The 19920-nt window shown below is 73.4% G+C and carries 17 protein-coding genes and 1 pseudogene; 11 read left to right on the top strand and 7 right to left on the bottom strand.

Annotation, left to right across the window (positions count from 1 at the left end):
- Nucleotides 1-1051: molybdopterin-dependent oxidoreductase (locus KBX39_RS03805; protein WP_210869198.1), on the top strand; the 1051-nt coding region annotated here is incomplete at its 5' end.
- 346 nt (nucleotides 1052-1397) lie between these two features.
- Here KBX39_RS03805 and KBX39_RS03800 read toward each other — a convergent pair.
- On the bottom strand, nucleotides 1398-1781 hold the full coding sequence (locus tag KBX39_RS03800; protein WP_013288543.1) for a WhiB family transcriptional regulator: 384 nt from the start codon (nucleotides 1779-1781) through the stop codon (nucleotides 1398-1400).
- 252 nt (nucleotides 1782-2033) lie between these two features.
- Here KBX39_RS03800 and KBX39_RS03795 point away from each other — a divergent pair, with 252 nt between their 5' ends.
- Complete coding sequence (locus tag KBX39_RS03795; RefSeq protein WP_166456937.1) at nucleotides 2034-2846, top strand: response regulator transcription factor; 813 nt, start codon at nucleotides 2034-2036, stop codon at nucleotides 2844-2846.
- A 12-nt stretch (nucleotides 2847-2858) separates the two neighbouring features.
- Here the strand turns inward: KBX39_RS03795 and KBX39_RS03790 are convergent, their stop codons facing one another.
- Entirely contained in the window at nucleotides 2859-3263 is a 405-nt protein-coding gene (locus KBX39_RS03790) for a DUF5319 domain-containing protein (protein ID WP_043328334.1), read from the bottom strand.
- 197 nt (nucleotides 3264-3460) lie between these two features.
- Between KBX39_RS03790 and guaB the strand changes: the two genes are divergently transcribed.
- From guaB to KBX39_RS03770, 4 genes and pseudogenes are all read left to right on the top strand, one after another.
- Nucleotides 3461-5023 carry an IMP dehydrogenase gene (gene guaB / locus KBX39_RS03785; protein WP_064446576.1) on the top strand — a complete coding sequence of 521 codons (1563 nt, stop codon included), beginning with the start codon at nucleotides 3461-3463 and terminating at the stop codon, nucleotides 5021-5023.
- Nucleotides 5024-5053: 30 nt separating this feature from the next.
- On the top strand, nucleotides 5054-6172 hold the full coding sequence (locus tag KBX39_RS03780; RefSeq protein WP_043328337.1) for a GuaB3 family IMP dehydrogenase-related protein: 1119 nt from the start codon (nucleotides 5054-5056) through the stop codon (nucleotides 6170-6172).
- Nucleotides 6173-6270: 98 nt separating this feature from the next.
- Nucleotides 6271-7659 (top strand): annotated as a pseudogene (locus tag KBX39_RS03775) (M1 family metallopeptidase); the annotation flags it as partial.
- Between the two features lie 92 nt (nucleotides 7660-7751).
- Entirely contained in the window at nucleotides 7752-9209 is a 1458-nt protein-coding gene (locus KBX39_RS03770) for a M1 family metallopeptidase (RefSeq protein WP_210869196.1), read from the top strand.
- A gap of 4 nt (nucleotides 9210-9213) precedes the next feature.
- On the opposite strand, the gene KBX39_RS03765 is transcribed toward KBX39_RS03770, so the two are convergent.
- On the bottom strand, nucleotides 9214-10314 hold the full coding sequence (locus KBX39_RS03765) for an LCP family protein (RefSeq protein WP_210869194.1): 1101 nt from the start codon (nucleotides 10312-10314) through the stop codon (nucleotides 9214-9216).
- Between the two features lie 140 nt (nucleotides 10315-10454).
- Between KBX39_RS03765 and KBX39_RS03760 the strand changes: the two genes are divergently transcribed.
- Together KBX39_RS03760 and guaA are read left to right on the top strand one after the other, a co-directional pair.
- Entirely contained in the window at nucleotides 10455-12137 is a 1683-nt protein-coding gene (locus tag KBX39_RS03760) for an FAD-dependent oxidoreductase (protein WP_210869192.1), read from the top strand.
- Nucleotides 12138-12256: 119 nt separating this feature from the next.
- Nucleotides 12257-13813, top strand: a complete 1557-nt coding sequence (gene guaA, locus KBX39_RS03755) for a glutamine-hydrolyzing GMP synthase (protein WP_210869190.1) — start codon at nucleotides 12257-12259, stop codon at nucleotides 13811-13813.
- Nucleotides 13814-13819: 6 nt separating this feature from the next.
- On the opposite strand, the gene KBX39_RS03750 is transcribed toward guaA, so the two are convergent.
- A complete protein-coding gene (locus tag KBX39_RS03750; RefSeq protein WP_166456932.1) occupies nucleotides 13820-14131 on the bottom strand; it encodes a PspC domain-containing protein in 312 nt (103 codons plus the stop codon).
- Nucleotides 14132-14275: 144 nt separating this feature from the next.
- Between KBX39_RS03750 and KBX39_RS03745 the strand changes: the two genes are divergently transcribed.
- The 3 genes from KBX39_RS03745 to KBX39_RS03735 all read left to right on the top strand — a co-directional run bounded on the left by KBX39_RS03745 (nucleotide 14276) and on the right by KBX39_RS03735 (nucleotide 17527).
- Nucleotides 14276-15223 carry an NUDIX domain-containing protein gene (locus tag KBX39_RS03745; RefSeq protein WP_043328344.1) on the top strand — a complete coding sequence of 316 codons (948 nt, stop codon included), beginning with the start codon at nucleotides 14276-14278 and terminating at the stop codon, nucleotides 15221-15223.
- 131 nt (nucleotides 15224-15354) lie between these two features.
- The gene (locus KBX39_RS03740; RefSeq protein WP_210869188.1) at nucleotides 15355-16266 is read left to right on the top strand and encodes an NUDIX hydrolase; all 912 of its coding nucleotides are present in this window, start codon (nucleotides 15355-15357) and stop codon (nucleotides 16264-16266) included.
- 346 nt (nucleotides 16267-16612) lie between these two features.
- Complete coding sequence (locus tag KBX39_RS03735) at nucleotides 16613-17527, top strand: phosphatidylcholine/phosphatidylserine synthase (protein WP_210869186.1); 915 nt, start codon at nucleotides 16613-16615, stop codon at nucleotides 17525-17527.
- A 57-nt stretch (nucleotides 17528-17584) separates the two neighbouring features.
- Here the strand turns inward: KBX39_RS03735 and KBX39_RS03730 are convergent, their stop codons facing one another.
- From KBX39_RS03730 to KBX39_RS03720, 3 genes are all read right to left on the bottom strand, one after another.
- Entirely contained in the window at nucleotides 17585-18832 is a 1248-nt protein-coding gene (locus KBX39_RS03730; RefSeq protein WP_043330939.1) for a phosphatidylserine decarboxylase, read from the bottom strand.
- Between the two features lie 159 nt (nucleotides 18833-18991).
- Nucleotides 18992-19393 carry a hypothetical protein gene (locus tag KBX39_RS03725; protein ID WP_043328346.1) on the bottom strand — a complete coding sequence of 134 codons (402 nt, stop codon included), beginning with the start codon at nucleotides 19391-19393 and terminating at the stop codon, nucleotides 18992-18994.
- A partial coding sequence (locus KBX39_RS03720) for a LiaF domain-containing protein (RefSeq protein WP_247659849.1) occupies nucleotides 19390-19920 on the bottom strand: 531 nt, incomplete at its 5' end. The genes KBX39_RS03720 and KBX39_RS03725, both read right to left, overlap by 4 nt.

The raw sequence follows: 19920 nt of genomic DNA, 5'->3' as shown, positions 1-19920 counted from the left end.
GTTCCTGCGTGGCGCCGGGCTGCTCACCGGCGCGGCGGCGGTGGCCGGGCTGGGCGGGCACTGGCTGGCCGGCCGGCGCGGCGTATCGGCGGCCCGGGACGCGGTGACGCTGCCCGCCCCGGTCGCGCCCGCCCCACCGGTGCCGGCCGGAGCGGACCTGTCGCTGTCCCGGCTCGCGCCGTACGTCACGCCGAACCGGGAGTTCTACCGGATCGACACCGCGCTGGTGGTGCCGCAGGTGGACCCGGTCACCTGGCGGCTGCGCATCCACGGGCGGGTCCGCAACCCGATCGAGCTGAGCTTCGACAACCTGCTCGCCCGCCCGCTGGTCGAGCGCTACGTGACGCTCGCCTGCGTCTCCAACGAGGTGGGCGGCGACCTGATCGGCAACGCGCGCTGGCTCGGCGTACCGATCAAGGACCTGCTGGACGAGGCCGACCCGGAGGACGGCGCGGACCAGGTGGTCGGGCGCGCCGTCGACGGCTGGACGTGCGGCACGCCCACCTCGGTGCTGCGCGACGGGCGGGACGCGCTGCTCGCGGTCGGCATGAACGGCGAGCCGCTGCCGATCCAGCACGGCTTCCCGGTGCGGATGGTGGTGCCGGGCCTCTACGGGTACGTCTCCGCGTGCAAGTGGATCACCGAGCTGGAGCTGACCAGCTTCGCCGACTTCGACGCGTACTGGGTGCCGCGCGGCTGGTCAGCGCAGGGTCCGGTCAAGACGCAGTCGCGGATCGACACGCCCCGGCCCCGCAGCCGTCCCGCCGCCGGTGCGGTGACCGTCGCCGGTGTGGCGTGGGCGCAGCACAGGGGCGTGCGGCGCGTCGAGGTACGCGTGGACGGCGGCCCCTGGCAGGAGGCGACGCTGGCCCCGGCAGTGTCGGCGGACACGTGGGTGCAGTGGTCGTGGCGGTGGGACGCCACACCGGGCGAGCACACGCTCCAGGTCCGGGCGACCGACAGCACCGGCGAGACCCAGACGGAACAGCGCGCCCCGGTCGCCCCCGACGGCGCGACGGGATGGCACACGGTAAGGGTCACAGTCACCTGACCCGCACCGTCGCGAGGACCGCTCTCGGTGGGGAGATGGCCTGCCCGTGCCACTGGCGGGTGCCTGCCGATCGGGTGCGCGCCGCTTGGCTCCGGCCTGAGTCCAGACGCCCGAGCGCTCACGAAAGAGATCTTGGTATGAAACGCCCCTATAGGGGCCGTTTCATACCAAGATCTATGTGGTGTCCTAGCCTCTGGAACGCCGATCCTGGTATTCGAAACGGTAGGCGAGTCGCCCAGCGGCGGCCTTCGCCGCGCCGGGGTGCGGGGGCCAGCGGATGCCCCGGGCCACGACACGACGCCGCGCCCCGGGATCCGGGGCGCGGCGTCGGGGGTCGTGAAGCCGGTCAGGCGACCTTGCGCTGGTCCGGCACGGCGGTGTTGTGCGGGCGGCCGAGGCGCGCCTCCAGCCGGGCGATGTCCACCTTGGTCTGGCGGCGGTCGGCCAGGTCCTCCCAGCCGAGCGCGAGCAGACGCAGCCGCTCGGACTCGCTGAACCCGCCCCAGACGCCGTACGGCTCGCGTACGGAGAGCGCGTGGGCGGCGCACTCGGCGCGTACCGGGCAGGCGCGGCAGACGGACTTGGCGCCCATCTCGCGGCGCAGCCGGGAGGAGCCGCGCTCGCCGTCCGGGTGGAAGAACTGCGCGCTGTCGCGGCCACGGCAGGCCCCGAGCCGCTGCCAGTCCCAGAGCTCGTCGATCGGTCCAGGCAGCCTACGTACGTTCGACATCAGCACCCCTCCTCCCGCGCGGCACCGCGGAGAATGTTCGTGGCCAGCTACCGGGCGGCGGTCCGCGCGGGATGCCGGTTCCGGATGAACCCCTCGGTACCCGAGCGGTCCGCGCCTCACACATCTGTGATCGAAAACCTCGGACAGTCGGTGGCATATGCCCCATCTGTCGGAAAAGTTCGGATGATTGCCCGGAACCCCCTCCCGAGCCCACCTCCGCATGGTCTGCTCTGAGTCGGAGAGGAGACCACTGTGCGTAGTGTTCTTGTGTGCGTTCGGACACCATTGGCGGCCCAGCATCTGACCTCCGCGGCGGCGCGGCTCGGGCTGTCCGGCGTCGTCCGGACGGCCGTCTCCGATCCGGAGGTGATGTTGCGGCTCGCGGAGCGCCCGGTGGACGTGGTGCTCGCCGACACCGCGCTGACCCGGCCGGACAGCGCCGGTTTCGTGCGCCGGGTGCTGGCCCGCGCGCCGCAGGCGGCGGTGCTGCTGCTCGGGGCCGAGGAGTCGGAGTCGGCGGCGGCCACCATCAGCGCCGGAGCGCGTGGCCTGATCCAGAACGCGGACCACGATCTGACCAGCGCGGTCGCCAAGGCGCTGCTGCTGCTGTCCGCTCCCGGCCGGAGCAACAGGCACCGGGTGGCGGACACCGCCCGGGACGCGGCAGCGGTCGGCGGTCCGGCCCGGTCGGCGGGGCGTACCCCGGGTGGGCCCGGCTGGCCGGCGGTGGCGCCGGTGGACGCGGCCGGCCTGCCCACGGTGGTGCCGGTGCAGCGGGGTGAGGACGCGGAGGATCCGGCGGCGGCCGACGCGGCGGAGGCGGCCCGCCCGGGCGCCGGTCAGCGGCCGGCCCGGACGCCGCGCGGTGCCATCGGGCTGACCGAGCGGGAGCTTCAGGTGCTGCTCGGCATGGCCGAGGGCAAGAGCAACGCGGAGATCGGGCGGGAGTTGTTCGTCTCCGAGGACACGGTCAAGACGCACGCCCGACGGTTGTTCCGCAAGCTCGGGGCGCGGGACCGGGCACACGCCGTGGCGGCCGGCTTCCGGGCCGGCCTGGTCGCCTGACCCGGGCGGGAGTCACTCCGACGCGGAGTCGTCGGTGCCCTCGGTGAGCGTGTCGTGCACGCCGTCGGCGTAGCCACGGGCGTAGTCCCAGCTCACGTAATGGTCCGGGTCCGGGTCGTAGGCCGGTTCGTGCACCCGGGGGCGCCCCGAGTTGAGCAGGTGGCGCAGGTTGCCGCGCAGCAGGTCCCAGTCGAAGTAGTGCGGCTCGCGGCAGTCCTCGCACTCGATCACCAGGCCGCGCACCCCGATCGGCTGGAGCAGCGCCTGGTAGATCTCCAGATCGGCGAGGTCCTCCAGCACGTCCTGGCGTTCGACGTCGGTCAGCGGGTCGAGCGCGTCGTCGTCGCCGGGATCGTGCAGACCGGCAGCCGGATCGGCAGGGTCGCCGTTGAACGGGTCGATGGGCTCGTCGTGCACCCCCTCACCGTAGTCCCCGGGCCGCCGGAAAGCCCGCCCCAGGCCGCGCTGTGGCCCGGCCTACCCCCGGGCCCGCCGCTGCCCGGACGGGAACGGGCCAGTGGGTACGATGAGGCGACGCGCCGTCACCAGGCGCCTGCCGGTGCCCCCGCGCGCCGCCTCGCTGCAGCCCGATCGACCAGCTCAGGGGAGCAATCGTGGAGAATTCGCCCAGCACCGAGATCCCGGCCGGCACCGACGGCGGGGAGCTGGGTGGCCATCTGCCCGAGCTGCCGGCCGGTTCGGCCCGGGTGGTACCGCTCGGGTTGACCTTCGACGACGTGCTCCTGCAGCCGGGCGAGTCGGACGTCGTACCCAGCCGGGTGAACACCCGTACCCGCCTGACCCGCAACATCGAGCTGACCGTGCCGCTGCTGTCCAGCGCGATGGACACGGTCACCGAGGGGCGGATGGCGATCGCCATGGCCCGCCAGGGCGGCATCGGCGTGCTGCACCGCAACCTGTCGGTGGAGGACCAGGCGCTCCAGGTCGACCTGGTGAAGCGCTCCGAGTCCGGCATGATCACCAACCCGGTGACCGCCAGCCCGGACGACACGCTGCGCGAGGTCGACGCGCTCTGCGGTCGCTACCGCATCTCCGGCGTGCCGGTGATCGACGGGCAGGGCCAGCTGGTCGGCATCGTCACCAACCGCGACATGCGCTTCGTCTCCGACCCGGCCACGCCGGTCCGCGAGATCATGACGCGCACCCCGCTGATCACCGCCCCGGTCGGGGTGAGCAAGGACGACGCGCTCGGCCTGCTGCGCCAGCACAAGATCGAGAAGCTGCCGATCGTGGACGCGGGCGGCAAGCTGCGCGGCCTGATCACGGTGAAGGACTTCACCAAGAGCGAGCAGTACCCGAACGCGACCAAGGACGACGCGGGCCGGCTCCGGGTCGCCGCCGCGGTGGGCGTGGGCGAGGACGGCTACAAGCGGGCCCGTGCCCTCGTCGACGCCGGCGTGGACGTGGTCATCGTGGACACCGCGCACGGGCACCAGCGGGCCGTGCTGGAGATGGTGGCCCGGCTCAAGCGGGACGTCAGCATCGACATCGTGGGCGGCAACATCGCCACGTACGCGGGCGCGAAGGCGCTCGTCGAGGCCGGCGCGGACGGCGTGAAGGTGGGCGTCGGCCCGGGCGCCATCTGCACCACCCGGATCGTGGCCGGGGTCGGCGTACCGCAGATCACCGCGATCATGGAGGCGGCCCGTGCCGCCCGCCCGGCCGGCGTGCCGGTGATCGGTGACGGCGGCATCCAATACTCCGGCGACATCGCCAAGGCGCTCGTCGCCGGTGCCGACACGGTGATGCTCGGCAGCCTGCTGGCCGGCTGCGAGGAGAGCCCCGGCGAGCTGATCTTCATCAACGGCAAGCAGTACAAGGCGTACCGGGGGATGGGCTCGCTCGGCGCGATGCAGTCGCGTGGCCAGGGCAAGTCCTACTCCAAGGACCGTTACTTCCAGCAGGACGTGCTCGCCGAGGACAAGCTGGTCCCGGAGGGCGTCGAGGGCCAGGTGCCCTACCGGGGTCCGCTGTCCGCCGTCGCCCACCAGCTCATCGGCGGCCTCCGCGCCGCCATGGGGTACGTGGGCGCGGAGAGCATCCCGGAGCTGCACCGGCGTGGCCAGCTCATCCGGATCACCGCGGCCGGGCTCAAGGAGAGCCACCCGCACGACATCCAGATGACGGTCGAGGCGCCCAACTACCACTCCCGCTGACCCACCACCCCCAACCACCTGGAGTCCCTCATGCGTGACGTGGTCGAGATCGGGCTGGGCAAGACCGCGCAGCGCGGCTACCACCTGGACGACATCGCCATCGTGCCGAGCCGCCGCACCCGGGACGTCGACGACGTCTCCACGGCATGGCAGCTCGACGCGTACCAGTTCGGCATCCCCTGCGTCGGCCACCCCTCGGACGCGACCATGAGCCCCGCCTCGGCGGTCCGGCTGGGCCAGCTCGGCGGCCTCGGCGTGCTCAACGTCGAGGGCCTCTGGACCCGGTACGAGAACCCGGCCAAGGTGCTGGAGGAACTGGCCGGTCTCGGCGAGGACGCGCGGGCGACCAAGCGCCTCCAGGAGGTCTACGCCGAGCCGATCCGGCCCGACCTGATCGCCGAGCGGGTACGCGAGCTGCGCGAGGGCGGCGGCACGGTGGCGGTGCGGGTATCGCCGCAGCACACGCTCGCGCTGGCCCCGGTGATCCTCGACGCCGGCGTGGACATCCTGGTCATCCAGGGCACGCTCGTCTCGGCCGAGCACGTCTCCACCACCGACGAGCCGCTGAACCTCAAGGAGTTCATCGCCGACCTTGACCTGCCGGTCATCGTCGGCGGCTGCACCGACTACAAGACCGCGCTGCACCTGATGCGTACCGGCGCGGCCGGTGTGATCGTGGGCATCGGCGGCGACGACTGGTCGACCACCGAGTCGGTGCTCGGCATCCGGGTGCCGATGGCCACCGCGATCGCCGACGCCGCCGCTGCCCGCCGCGACTACCTGGACGAGACCGGCGGCCGGTACGTGCACCTGATCGCCGACGGCGACATGCAGACCTCCGGCGACATCGCCAAGGCACTCGGCTGCGGCGCGGACGCGGTGATGCTCGGCGAGCCGCTGTCGCTCTGCGAGGAGGCGCCGGCCGGTGGCGCCTGGTGGCACTCCGCGGCCAGCCACCCGTCGCTGCCCCGGGGCGCGTTCGAGGTGGCCGGCGAGCCGCTCGGCTCGATGGAGAAGCTGCTGTTCGGCCCGGCCGACGAGCCGGACGGCCAGCTCAACCTCTTCGGCGGCCTGCGCCGCGCGATGGCCAAGTGCGGCTACCGCGACCTGAAGGAGTTCCAGAAGGTCGGGCTGGTCCTCGACCGCTGAGCACCGCTGAGCACCGGCTGAGCACCGCATGACGGCGCGGGCGGCGGCCCGGACGTGTTCCGGCCCCGCCCGCGCCGTCGCGCGTCTAGGCTCGCCGGGTGAGACGGGGGCGGATCTGGGCGGCAGGGCTGGTGGCGGCGCTGGCGGTGAGCGGATGCACGGGCGGCGACGACAACGGGTTCCGGCCGGGCGCGGCGGACGCCGGTGACCCGTACGTGCCGGGGGCCGGCAACGGCGGCTACGACGTGGGCCACTACGCGCTCGACGTGCGCTACGACCCGGCCGGCGACAGGCTCGCCGGCACCGCCACGCTGACCGCCACCACCACCCGTGCGCTGTCCCGGTTCCAGCTCGACCTGGCCGGGCTGGACGTCGAGCGGGTCCGGGTGGACGGGGAGGCGGTGAAGCACCGCCACGACGGCGCCGAGCTGATCGTCACCCCGCCGCGCGGGCTGCCGTCGGGGAAGCGGCTCACCGTCGAGGTGACGTACGGCGGGGTGCCGCAACCGCTGCCGAACGCCGAACTCGGCGACGGCGGCTTCCACGCCACACCGGACGGCGCGATCGCGCTCGGCCAGCCGGAGTCGGCGAGCACCTGGTACCCGGTCAACGACCACCCGTCGGACAAGGCGACCTACGACTTCACGATCACCGTGCCGGACGGGCTCGCCGCGCTCGCGAACGGCGTGCCGCAGGGCAAGACCTCAAGCGGCGGCTGGACCACCTGGCGCTGGTCGGAGCGCGCACCGATGGCCAGCTACCTGAGCACGCTGGTGATCGGCGACTACCGGGTCAGCACCGGCACGCACGCGGGCAAGCCGCTGGTCACCGCCGTCGCCGAGGCGCTGCCCGCGGACGGGCCGGCCGCCGCGTCGGTGGCCCGCACCGGTGAGATCGCCGACTTCCTGGCCGAGCGGTTCGGTCCGTACCCGTTCGAGGCGTACGGCGGGATCGTGGTGGCCGACGAGCGCATCCGGTACGCGCTGGAGACGCAGAGCCGGCCGGTCTACGGGCCGGGCTTCTTCCGGGGCGACCGCCCGAACACCGAGGTGGTCGCGCACGAGCTGGCCCACCAGTGGTTCGGCGACAGCGTCTCGGTGGCCCGGTGGAGCGACATCTGGCTCAACGAGGGCTTCGCCACGTACGCCGAATGGCTCTGGGCCGAGCACGACGGCGGCCGGACGGTGGCGCAGACGGTCGCCGAGCGGTACGCGGACACCGACTGGTCGAAGCCCACTGTCGACCCGGGCCGGTCCGGGATGTTCGGCGACGCGGTCTACCAGCGGGGCGCGCTCGCGGTGCACGCGCTGCGCCGCGCGGTCGGCGACGAGACGTTCTACCGGGTGCTGCGCGGCTGGCTGGCGCAGCACCGCAACGGCAACGTCACCACCGCCGACTTCGTCGGGTACGCCGAACGCACGTCGGGGCGGCCGTTGCGGACGCTGCTGGACGCCTGGCTGGTCGGCGCGACGGCTCCCGGAATGCCGGGAGGTGGGCGTGAGCGGCGCGGGGTAGGCTGCCGCGGGCGGAGCGGCCCGTGGGCGGGGCCGCTGTTCGGGACCCCGGAGGGATCGAGGCGATGACGCGGCGCGGCGGACGACGACGGCTCGGGCTGCTGGCCTGCACGACGCTGCTGGTGGCCGGCTGCGGCTCGGCCGAGCCGGACCCGGGACCGGCGTCTCCCACCACTGCCGCCCCGGCGGCCACGCGCAGCTTCGCGGCGGGCGCGGCCGGCGCGGGCGACCCCTACTTCCCGAGCTACGGCAACGGTGGCTACGACGTCGCGCACTACACCGTGAAGGTGCGCTACGACCCGGAGACGGACAAGCTCAGCGGCACCACCACGATGCGGGCCACCGCGACCGCCGACCTGTCCGCGTTCAACCTGGACCTGGCCGGGCTGACCGTCCGCTCGGTGACTGTGGACGGCGCCGCCGCCCGGCACAGCCGTACCGGCAACGAACTGGTGGTCACCCCGGCCACCGGGCTGACCTCCGGCAACGGGTTCACCGCCGAGATCCGGTACGACGGGCGGCCGGAGCCGCTGCGTACCGAGTCGCTGGGTGAGGGCGGCTGGCTGCACACCTCGGACGGGGCGATCGCGCTCGGTCAGCCGGAGTCGGCGAGCACCTGGTTCCCGGTGAACGACCACCCGTCGGACAAGGCGACCTACGACTTCGAGATCACCGTCCCAAAGGGACTGACGGCGGTCTCCAACGGCGTGCCGAAGGGGAAGTCGACAAGCGGCGACTGGACCACCTGGAAATGGTCGGAGGGCGCGCCGGCGGCCAGCTACCTGACCACCGTGGCGATCGGGAAGTTCCGGGTCACCACCGGTGAGCACAAGGGGCGGCCGGTGTACAGCGCGGTCACCACGCAGCTGCCCCAGGGCGCCCCGGACCGGTCGATCGCGCGTACCGTCGAGGTCGCCGACTACCTGGAGAGCGTCTTCGGGCCGTACCCGTTCGACTCGTACGGCGGCGTGGTGATCGACGACGACCGGATCCGGTACGCGCTGGAGACGCAGAGCCGTCCGGTCTACTCGGCCAGCTTCTTCCGGCAGGGCGACAACACCGGCGTGGTCGCGCACGAGCTGGCCCACCAGTGGTACGGCAACAGCGTGTCGATCCAGCGCTGGCAGGACATCTGGCTCAACGAGGGGCTGGCCACGTACGCCGAGTGGCTGTGGGCCGAGCACAGCGGCTCGACCACCGTGCAGCGCACGTTCGAGCAGAAGTACGCGAACGCCGGCTCGCAGGTGTGGCGGACGCCGCCGGGCAAGCCGGGGGTGGAGAACCTGTTCAGCCGCTCGGTCTACGACCGGGGCGGGATGACTGTGCACGCGCTGCGGGTGGCGGTGGGCGACACCGCGTTCTTCACCGTCCTGCGTACCTGGGCGGCGGAGCGGAAGAACGGCAACGCCACCACAGCCGACTTCGTCGCGCTGGCCGAGCGGGTCTCGGGCAAGAAGCTGGCGAAGGTCTTCGACCCGTGGCTGTACGGCACCGAGCGCCCGCCCGCCCCGAAACCGCTGTAGGTCCTCAGTTCTTGACGCGCAGCGACGGGTGGGCGGTCAGGAAGGCGTCGGCCCGCCCGTCGCGCAGCGCGGTGAGGAAGTCGCGGCCCAGCGGCTTGAGCTGCTCGCCCCGGTACGCGCCGCCGCTGCTCACCCCGGCGCCGGGCAGCACGACGAGCGTGAGCCGGTCGGCGGGCAGGCCACCGAGGGCGTACGCGAAGTCGACCAGGTCGCGGCCGCCTCCGGCGTACACCAGGGTCTTGCCGAGCGCGGCGACCACCTGCTCGACCCGCTGCGGGTCGCGCGCGGTGCCCTGGTCGACGATCTTGCGGGCCAGCGCCCGGAGCAGTTGCTGCTGGTGCCGCTGCCGGGTGTAGTCGCCGCCCGCGGTGTAGCGCTGCCGCGCGTAGTCCAGCGCCTGCCAGCCGGTCAGGTGCCGGGTGCCCTTCTCGTAGACCATCTGCGGCCCGGTGTAGCCGCCGCCGGTCAGCGTCCGCATGGTGCCGTCCGGGCGGCGGTGCCGGGACTCGACCCGCTGGTCGACGTAGAGGTCCACCCCGCCGAGCGTGTCCACCAGCTTGTCGAAGCCGCCGAACGTGATCACCACGCCGGCGTCGATGCGCAGCCCGGTGTAGCGGGAGACGGTGGTGCGCAGCAGCTCGTACCCCTGGGCGGTGCTGGGGTTGGCCTTGTCGCCCGGCACCCGGCTGCCGTAGCTCATCGCGTGGGTGAGCTTGGTCCGGCCGCCCGGGTAGCGCGCCTTCGGGTAGGCGGGGATGTCCACCACCAGGTCGCGGGGGAGCGAGAACAGGTACGCCCGGTCCAGCCCGGCGGGTACGTGCAGCAGCAGCACGGCGTCGGCGTGCGGCTCCCAGCCGGGGATGCTGACCCGGGTGTCGACGCCGACGAGCAGCAGGTTGAGCGGGCCTTTCAGGTCGGCGCCGGGCGGCGGCGTCGGGCTGGCGGTGGTCGGGGCGGGCGTCGGCGAGGCCGGTGGCGTGGTGCTCGGCGCGGCGGCCGGGGCGGCCGGACGGTTCGCCACCAGCCGGGTGGTCACCACCGCTCCGGTGGCGACCAGCAGCGCGGCCACCAGCGCGGCCAGGCCCAGCAGGCGTCGTCTCGTCACGTTCGTGCCTCCCCGTGTGATTCGACGCGCCAGGAGGGCCCAGAGGTTGCAGTGGTGGGAATCCCGGCGATCGAGCGCTCTGCATGATGTGCGAAAAGGTCTCGTTGGCGCTATAGCTACTCGTCGGTAATGATGCGTCCATGCGCTACGACGTGGTCGTCATCGGGTCCGGGTTCGGCGGCAGCGTCACCGCGCTGCGGCTGGCCGAGAAGGGTTACTCGGTCGGCGTCCTGGAGGCCGGGCGGCGGTTCGCCGACGACGAGTTCCCGCGTACGTCCTGGCGGGCGCGACGGTTCCTCTGGGCGCCCCGGCTCGGCTGCTTCGGGCTCCAGCGGATCACGCTGCTGCGCTCGGCCGACCGCAAGGCCGGCGGCGGCGTGCTCGTGCTCTCCGGCGCCGGGGTGGGCGGCGGCTCGCTCGTCTACGCGAACACGCTCTACGAGCCGCTCGACGCGTTCTACGCCGACCCGCAGTGGCGCGACATCACCGACTGGCGCGACGAGCTGGCCCGCCACTACGACCAGGCGAAGCGGATGCTCGGCGTCACCACGTACCCGATCGACACCCGCGCGGACCAGGCCGTCCGCGCGGTGGCCGAGCGGATGGGGGTGGCGCACACCTACCACCCGACGCCGGTCGGCGTGCACATCGGGCGGCCGGGCGAGCGGGTGGCCGACCCGTACTTCGGCGGGGCCGGCCCGGACCGCACCGGGTGCAGCCACTGCGGGTCGTGCATGACCGGCTGCCGGCACGGCGCCAAGAACACGCTCGTGAAGAACTACCTCTGGCTGGCCGAGCGGCTCGGCGTGCAAGTGCACCCGCTGACCACCGTGACCGCCGTCCGCCCCGACCCGGCCGGCGGCTACGCGGTGCACACCGAACGCACCGGCGCCTGGCTGCGCAAGCGGCGCGAGGTGATCCACGCCGACCAGGTGGTCTTCGCGGCCGGCGCGCTCGGCACCCAGCGGCTGCTGCACGAGATGAAGGCGACCGGCGCGCTGCCGGCGCTCTCGCCCCGCCTCGGCGAGCTGACCCGCACCAACTCCGAGGCCATCCTCGGCGCCTCGGTGGCGCCCGGCGCGGCCCGGAAGCGCGGCGTCGACTTCACCGAGGGGGTGGCGATCACCAGCTCGTTCCACCCCGACCCGCAGACCCACATCGAGCCGGTCCGGTACGGCAAGGGCTCCAACGCGATGGGCCTGCTCCAGTCGCTGCTCGTCGACGGCGGTCCCCGCCGCGCCCGGCGCTGGCTGGGCAGCATCGTCCGGCAGCCCCGGCTGGCGGCGCGGATGCTGTCCGTACGCCGCTGGTCCGAGCGCACCGTGATCGCGCTCGTCATGCAGTCGGTCGACAACTCGCTGACCACCCGCTACCGCCGGGGCCGGCTGGTCTCCGGCCCCGGCCACGGCGCGCCCAACCCGACCTGGATCCCGGCCGGCAACACGGCGGCCCGGCTGCTCGCCGAGGAGATCGGCGGCACCCCGGGCGGGGCGGTCACCGAGCCGTTCAACATCCCGGTGACCGCGCACATCCTCGGCGGCGCGGTCATCGGCGCCTCCCCGGACGAGGGCGTCATCGACCCCTGGCACCGGGTGTACGGCCACCCGGGGCTGCACGTGGTGGACGGCGCGGCGGTCTCGGCGAACCTGGGCGTCAACCCGTCGCTGACGATCACCGCGCAGGCCGAGCGGGCCATGTCGTACTGGCCGAACAAGGACGAGGCGGACCCGCGCCCGGCGCTCGGCTCGCCGTACACCCGGGTCGCGCCGGTCCCGCCGCGGCGGCCGGCCGTCCCCGCGCACGCCCCCGCCGCCCTGCGGTGAAAGGAAGGGCCCCTTCTTAACGCCTCCGGTAGAGGAAGGGGCCCCTGTTAACACATTCACCCCGCCACACCGCCGGGGCGCGTCCGCGCGCCCGGTGACTGTCGGTAGGCTTTGCGCACATGAGCACGCCTCGCCCCGTCCTCGTGGTGGACTTCGGAGCCCAGTACGCCCAGCTCATCGCGCGCCGTGTCCGCGAGGCGAAGGTCTACTCGGAGATCGTCCCGCACTCCATGCCGGTGTCCGAGATGCTGGCGAAGAACCCCGCCGCGATCATCCTGTCCGGCGGTCCGGCCAGCGTGTACGCGCCGGACGCGCCCCAGATCGACGCCGGCGTGTTCACCGCCGACGTGCCGGTCTTCGGCATCTGTTACGGCTTCCAGGCCATGGCCCAGGCGCTCGGTGGCACCGTCGCGCGCACCGGCAACCGCGAGTACGGCGGCACCCCGCTGCGCCCGCGCCTGACCGAGCCCGGCGTGCTGCTGCGCGACCTCCCGGCCGACCTGCCGGTCTGGATGAGCCACGGCGACTGCGTCACCGAGGCGCCGGAGGGCTTCACCGTCACCGCCGAGTCGGCGGGCGCCCCGGTCGCCGCGTTCGAGGACCTGGCCGGCCGCCGCGCCGGCGTGCAGTTCCACCCGGAGGTCGGGCACACCGCGCACGGCCAGGAGATGCTCACCCGCTTCCTGTACGACATCGCGGGCATCGAACCGACGTGGACGCCGTCGAACATCATCGACGAGCAGGTCGCCCGGATCCGCGAGCAGATCGGCGACAAGGAGGTCATCTGCGGTCTCTCCGGCGGCGTCGACTCGGCGGTCGCCGCGGCGCTCGTGCACCGTGCCGTGGGCGACCAGCTCACCTGCGTGTTCGTGGACCACGGCCTGCTGCGGGCCGGTGAGACCGAGCAGGTCGAGAAGGACTACGTCGCCGCCACCGGCATCAAGCTGAAGGTGGTCGACGCCCGGGAGCGGTTCCTCGGCGCGCTGGCCGGGGTGACCGACCCGGAGCAGAAGCGCAAGATCATCGGCCGGGAGTTCATCCGGGTCTTCGAGGCCGCCGCCCGGGAGATCGCGGCGCACGGCGACGTGGAATACCTGGTGCAGGGCACGCTCTACCCGGACGTGGTGGAGTCCGGCGGCGGCACCGGCACCGCCAACATCAAGAGCCACCACAACGTCGGCGGCCTCCCCGAGGACCTGAAGTTCTCACTGGTCGAGCCGCTGCGCACGCTGTTCAAGGACGAGGTTCGCACGATCGGCCTGGAGCTGGGCCTGCCCGAGGCGATGATCTGGCGGCACCCGTTCCCCGGCCCGGGCCTGGCCATCCGGATCATCGGCGCGGTCGACGAGGAGCGTCTCGCCGTGCTCCGCAAGGCCGACCTGATCGCCCGGCAGGAGCTGACCACTGCCGGCCTGGACCGGGGCGTCTGGCAGTTCCCGGTGGTGCTGCTGGCCGACGTCCGCAGCGTCGGGGTGCAGGGTGACGGGCGCACCTACGGTCACCCGGTGGTGCTACGCCCGGTCTCCAGCGAGGACGCGATGACCGCCGACTGGTCCCGGCTGCCCTACGACGTGGTGGCCCGGATCTCCACCCGGATCACGAACGAGGTCGCCGAGGTCAACCGCGTGGTCCTGGACGTGACGAGCAAGCCGCCGGGCACCATCGAGTGGGAGTGACGCCGCTCAGGCCGCGGGCGGCGGTCCGGCGTCCGGCCCGGTCGGCGGGACCGGCGGCCACCCGGGCGCGGTGCCCGGCGGGTGCGGCCAGGCGGGCGCGCCGGCCGGCTCCTCGGGCATCAGGAACCACATGATCGGGTACGCGAGCGCGGCGAGCCCGCCGGTGAGCACCGTGGCGGTCGCGAAGATCACCCGGATCAGTGTGGGGTCGGCGGCGAAGTAGCGGCCGAGGCCGCTCGCCACGCCGGCGATCATGCGGTCGCTGATCGGGCGGCGAAGCTGCTTGTACGGGGCGTGGGAGGGATTCGGAGAGGTCATGTCTCCACGGTCCCGCGCGCCGCGGCGGGCGACCTCGGTGACCGCCCGGAGCCCTACCCTGATGCGTCCCTGAGACGCCAGCGAAGAGTCAGGAATCTGACTCTTTTCGATCCCGGTAACCCGCTCCGGGGAGAATTTGATCCCGTGACCACCTCGCTGGAGCCGCTCCGCAGGATCGCGGCATACGCAGTTTGTGCTGATTCAAACGGCCGAGTGTTGCTGGTCCGCGCATCGGAGCGCTCCGGCACCCCCGGCACCTGGTCGCTCCCCGGAGGAGCGGTCGACCACGGTGAGGACCCCAAGCACACAGTCGTCCGGGAGACCGCGGCCGAGACCGGGCTCTCGGTCGCCGTCGCCGGCCTCCAGGACGTGCTCGCCGACATGCGGGCCCTGCCCGAGCGGCGCATCACGATCCACACCGACCGCCTCCTCTACACCGTCTCGGTACGCGGCGGGACGCTCACCGAGCGGATCGACCGCCCGACCGACCTGGCCCGCTGGTTCACCCTCGACGAGGCCCGGGAGCTGCCGCTGCGGTCGTTCACCGCGCGTGCGCTGGGCCTGCCCACCTCCACCGACGACATCGTGCCGGAGGAGGTGCCCGAGTTCCCCTCGTTCTACGCCGTGCCCGGCCCGGACGGGCTGCACCGGGCGCAGCGCTTCGCCGCGTACGCGGTGGTGACCGACCCGGAGGAGCGCGTGCTGCTGACCCGGGTGTCCGACGGCTACCCGGGCGCCGGTTGCTGGCACCTGCCCGGTGGCGGCACCGACTACGGCGAGCAGCCGGGCGCGGCGCTGATCCGGGAGCTGGTCGAGGAGACCGGGCAGACCGGCCGCCTGGTCGAGCTGCTCGGCGTGGCCAGCCACCGGGACGCCGCCTCGCTCGGCCCGGAGGGCTACCCGATCGACTGGCACGGCGTACGCGCCTTCTACCGGGTTGTGGTCGACCAGCCGGCGCCGCCCACGGTGGCCGACGTCGGCGGCTCCACCTGCGAAGCCCGCTGGTTCCGGCGCGAGGAACTCGGCGCCCTGCCCACCGACCGCCTCACCGAGGTGACCGCCGAGGCGGTCCAGGCCGCCCATCTCCTCTAGACCCACCCGACCCGCTCACACCCGCGCCCCACTCCGGCGATCATGAAGTTGACGGCGGGAAATGTCCGCCCCGGTACCGCTAACCTCATGATCGACGGAGTGGGGCGCTCGGGTGCGGGGGAGTGGTGCGGGTGGAGCAGCAGCGGCGGGTCGGGGCGTACGGGATGCTGCGGGACTCCGAGGGGCGGGTGCTGCTGGCGCGTGGCTCGGCGAAGTGCCCGTACCCGGGGGTGTGGCAGCTGCCCGGCGGCGGCGTCGAGCACGCGGAACACCCGGCCGACGCGGTGGTCCGCGAGTTCGCCGAGGAGACCGGGCTGACCGTCGCGCCCGGCGCGATCCGGGCCGCCGTCGCCGACGTGACCGCGTTCCGCGCCGAGAACGTCGCGATGCACACCGACCGGTTGATCTTCGACGTCGAGGCGCGCGGCGGGCGGCTGCGACCCGAGCCCGCCGGCGGCACCGACGAGGTGGGCTGGTTCACCCCGCAGGAGGCGGCGAGCCTCCCGCTGATGGTGTTCACCGCCGAGCTGCTCGGCCTGCCGGTGACTCCGCTGCCGGCCGACATGCCCCGCGGGCTGCCCGTCGACCCGGCCGGGCCGGCCGTCGACCGACGGCAGCGCTTCGCCGCGTACGGGCTGGTCACCGATCCGGCCGACCGGGTGCTGCTCACCATGATCGCCGACGGCTACCCGGGCGCGGGCCGCTGGCACCTGCCCGGCGGCGGCACCGACCACGGCGAGCAGCCGGCCACCGGGCTGCTGCGTGAGCTGGTCGAGGAGGCCGGACAGCTGGGCCGGGTGGTCGACCTGATGACGGTGGACAACCTGCACAACCCGGCCGCGCTCGGCCCGGAGGGCCGGCCGCTGGACTGGCACGGCATCCGGGTGATCTACCGGGTACGCGTGGACGCGCCGACCGAGGCGGTGGTGACCGAGCTGGCCGGTGGCTCCACCGCCCGGGCGGCCTGGTTCGCGCCGGAGCAGGTCGGCGGCCTGTCGATGACCGATGTGGCGGCCCGCGCCACCGGGCAGCGGGTGAGGTGAATCGCTCGCCGAGCCGCCCTGGGTGACCTCCGGTACAGTCGGAAGGAAGGGTTGGCCGACAAAAACGGACGTTGAAGCCCGAGATGGGAATGATTGAGCGGTTCGTGCGGTTAAGGGAGATATAAGTACCGCCGGCAGCTATCGCCAAGCCCCTGTTCCCTGTGCAATGGTGTACTCCGCAAAAGGGCTGCCGGACCCGAAAGGTCCGGCACGAGACAGCCGGACACCCGCCCCGTCGAGGGCGGCCAGCCGATCCGGTGATGGAGGAAACGTGCCGAGAGCCCCATGGCGCCGGCGTCGTACGACTGACAGTCCGCGCCCCGCAGGGCGTCGCTGGGCGGGCCGGTTGCGCCGCAGCAGCACGTTCGCCCGCCAGGTGCTGCTGGTCCGGGTGGGCCGCCGGGACGGCGCGGCCGTTCCGGGGACCGACCTGGTCACCCCCGACCACCGTTACGCAGACCGCCAGCGTCTCCGCTACGGCCGGCTCGACACCGACATCGAGGTGGTACGCCCGGTCAGCCCGGCGCTCGCCCCGGCCGCCCCGGTCGACGACGAGTCATCGGCGATGTCGATCCCGCTCCTGCCGGGTGAGCGCACCGCCGCCCGCCGGGTCAAGTTCGCGCTCGTCAACGCGTGCACGCTGAGCAGCCTCATGCTCGGCATGCTGGCCATCTTCCTGGCCATGCGCGGTGACGTGCAGATCGCCGCGGTCTGCCTGATCGCGTGCGTCGCGTTCGACGGCCTCGACGGCGCGCTGGCCCGCAAGCTCGGCGTGGCCAGCCCGTTCGGCGCGCAGATGGACTCGCTCGCCGACATGTGCTCCTTCGGCCTCGCCGCGCCGGTGGTGGTCTACGCCTCGCTGGCCGGTTCGGTGCCCCCGGCGGCCGCCGCGGTCTCCTGCGCGCTCGTCGCCGCCTGCGCGGCGATCCGGCTCGCCCGGTTCAACGTCTCGCCGAAGGACGGCCGCTTCTTCTGCGGTGTGCCGACCACCATGGCGGCGGCAGTGCTGGCCCTGACCGTGGCCATCGGCGTGCCGGTACCCGGCCTGGTGATGGTGGCCGGCGTGGCGCTGCTCGCCTTCGCCATGGTGTCGAGCTTCCCGTACGCCAAGCTCGCCCGGCTGCTGAAGCTGCCGCCGTGGCTCTGGCTGGCCCCGGTGATCGGCGCGCTCGTCGACATCCGGCTCACGTTCGCCCTCGTGGTGGTGGGCTACCTGGTCAGCGGGCCGCTGCTCTGGCTGCACCAGCGCCGTACCGCCTGATCCGAGAACGACAGAAGGGGCGCCGCCGCAGCGGCGCCCCTTCTTCGTGTCCGGCGTTCAGCGCCAGCGGGCGATCACCGTCGCGCCGCCGACCACCTTGTCGCCCGGACCGACCAGCGGGTCCGCCGCGTCGGCCGGCAGGTAGACGTCGGTACGCGAGCCGAACCGGATCAGGCCGAAGCGCTCACCCCGGGCCAGCAGCGAACCGACCGGCGCCCGCTGCACGATCCGGCGGGCGATCAGCCCGGTGCGCTGCGCCACGACCACGGTGCCATGGTCGGTGTCCAGCACCGTGTACGCCGCCACGTTGTGCTCGGCATCAGGCTTCATGGCGTTGACGAACCCGCCGTCGGCGACGAAGTAGTCGACCACCTTGCCGGCCACCGGGGCGCGGTTGACGTGCACGTCCAGCACGGACAGGAACACCGCGATCCGCAGCCACTCACCGTCGCCGAAGCGCTCGTCCTGCAGGCGCTGCACGGAGAGCACCTGGCCGTCCGCCGAGGCGACCACTGCCGACGGGTCCTCCGGCACGTCCCGCTCCGGGTCCCGGAAGAACGCGGCCACCGGCGCGGCGGCCAGCGCCGGCAGCAGCCAGAGCTTCGACTTCGGGCGGGCGGCCCGGGCCAGGGCGGCCAGGCCGAGCGTGATGCCGGCGGCGGCCACCCCGTTCGAGTCGATGTGCATGCCCCGGGTCAGCGGCACGCTCGACGGCCGGTACGCCGGGGACAGCGAGGCCGCGAGCGCGACCGGCGCCGGGGTGAACCGCAGGTGGTGCACGCGTACCGGCGGGGTGTTGCGCAGCACCAGGTCGGTGCGTACGCCGTGCAGCACGCCCTGCCGGTCCAGTTCGCCGTCCGCGCCCTCGGTGCGGAACAGCGGCGCGGCGACGCTCAGCACCGCGCCGTCGGCCAGGTATTTCGTCAGCCCGTCCACAGCGGCACGCGCCTGCTCGGCGGTGCCGGTGAACGGCTCGGCGACGACCACCACGGCGGCGGCGTCCGCCTCGGCGAGGGTGTCGACCACCCGTACCCGGTCGGCGACCCAACGGCCCTGCGCGGTGACGTGCTCCCGCAGCGCGGCCGCCGCGGCGCCCTCCGCCGGCACCACTGTGAGCCGGTCGCCGGGTAGCAGCGCCTCGATCGCCGCGGCCAGCACCGCGGACTCCGGAGTCGCGCCGACCAGCAGGCCGGCCTTCGGGTCGTTACGCCGGGCGAACTCGCTGACGAGCGTGCGGGCGGCGCGCTCGCCGATGCGGACCGCACCGGAGGGACCGGTGACGCGCACGGCGGGGGACTGGGTCATGTCGGGCGGGCTCCTGACGAGGTAGCGGACGGACGGGCGGCGGCTCTCCGGCGACCCGACCGGCGGCTCCGGCGTGGTCGGGTGCGCGGGCCGGCCGGCGGAGGCGAGATCTCCGCCGACCAGCATAGGCCGCGTTCCGAGGGCCCCGCAGTGGCGCGGTCAGGCCGGGTCGCCCGGCGTACGCCGTTCCTCGCGTGTCTCGTCCGCCGGCGGGTCCACCGCCGGCATCTCGCGGGTGGCGGGCCCCGCGTCGTCGGTCGTCGCCTCGGTGGCCCACTCGTCGGCCACGTCGGACGTCGTCTCGCCGTCGCCGGCCGGGCTGTCGTCCCGGTACGGCGCGGAGACCGTCGCCTCCGGCGGCGCGGGCTGCTCCGCGGCCCGCCCCGAGCGCAGCGCGCCGATCAGCCCGAGCAACCCGATCAGGACCAGGCCGCCGGCCAGGAACCAGCCGACCGGAGGTACGGACAGCCCGAGGATGCGGGCCAGCAGCCACCAGACGGACAGGCCGAGGAAGACGAGTCCGAAAGCGAACGACACGATGTCGGTGCGGTGCGCCTTCATCGGGTCACCTCCAGCTTGCCGGCGTTCACGTGGATGTAGAGGCGCAGCTTGCCCCCGCCGGGGCCGTCGGCGCCGGTGTCGGTGCTCTCCCATTGGCGGTTGCCGAGCCCGCCGCTGCGCTTGCCGAAGACCGAGGCGTCACCGGCGTTCACCTCGGCGACGGTTGTCACGTCCACGTCCGGCGGTACGACCACTGTGGCGTTGCCGAGGTTCACGTCGAGGGTCACCTGCACGTCCTGCTTGTCGAAGTTGATCCCACGCAGGTCGAGTACGGCGTCACCGAGGTTGTTCTCGTACCGGTCGGCCAGGTCGCGCAGGTCGGTCGGCGCCCAGGTGACGTTGCCGTCGATGCCGCGCACCCGGTCGTAGGACTCGGCGACGGTGGCGATGCCGAGCGCCGCCGCGGTCACCAGGCCGAGGGCGATGAGCCAGCGGGCCCGGCCGAACCAGGTGCCCACGAGCAGGCCGAGGCCGATGGTGGCGAGTACCGCGGCGAAGTAGCCGGCGGCGCCGACCGGGAAGACGTC

Origin of the sequence: Micromonospora sp. D75 (assembly GCF_018070405.1) — a bacterium.
In the GTDB taxonomy this organism is placed as follows: Bacteria; Actinomycetota; Actinomycetes; order Mycobacteriales; family Micromonosporaceae; genus Micromonospora; species Micromonospora chalcea.
Note: the sequence above shows the minus strand (reverse complement) of the source record. Positions and strands in the feature narration are given on the sequence as shown.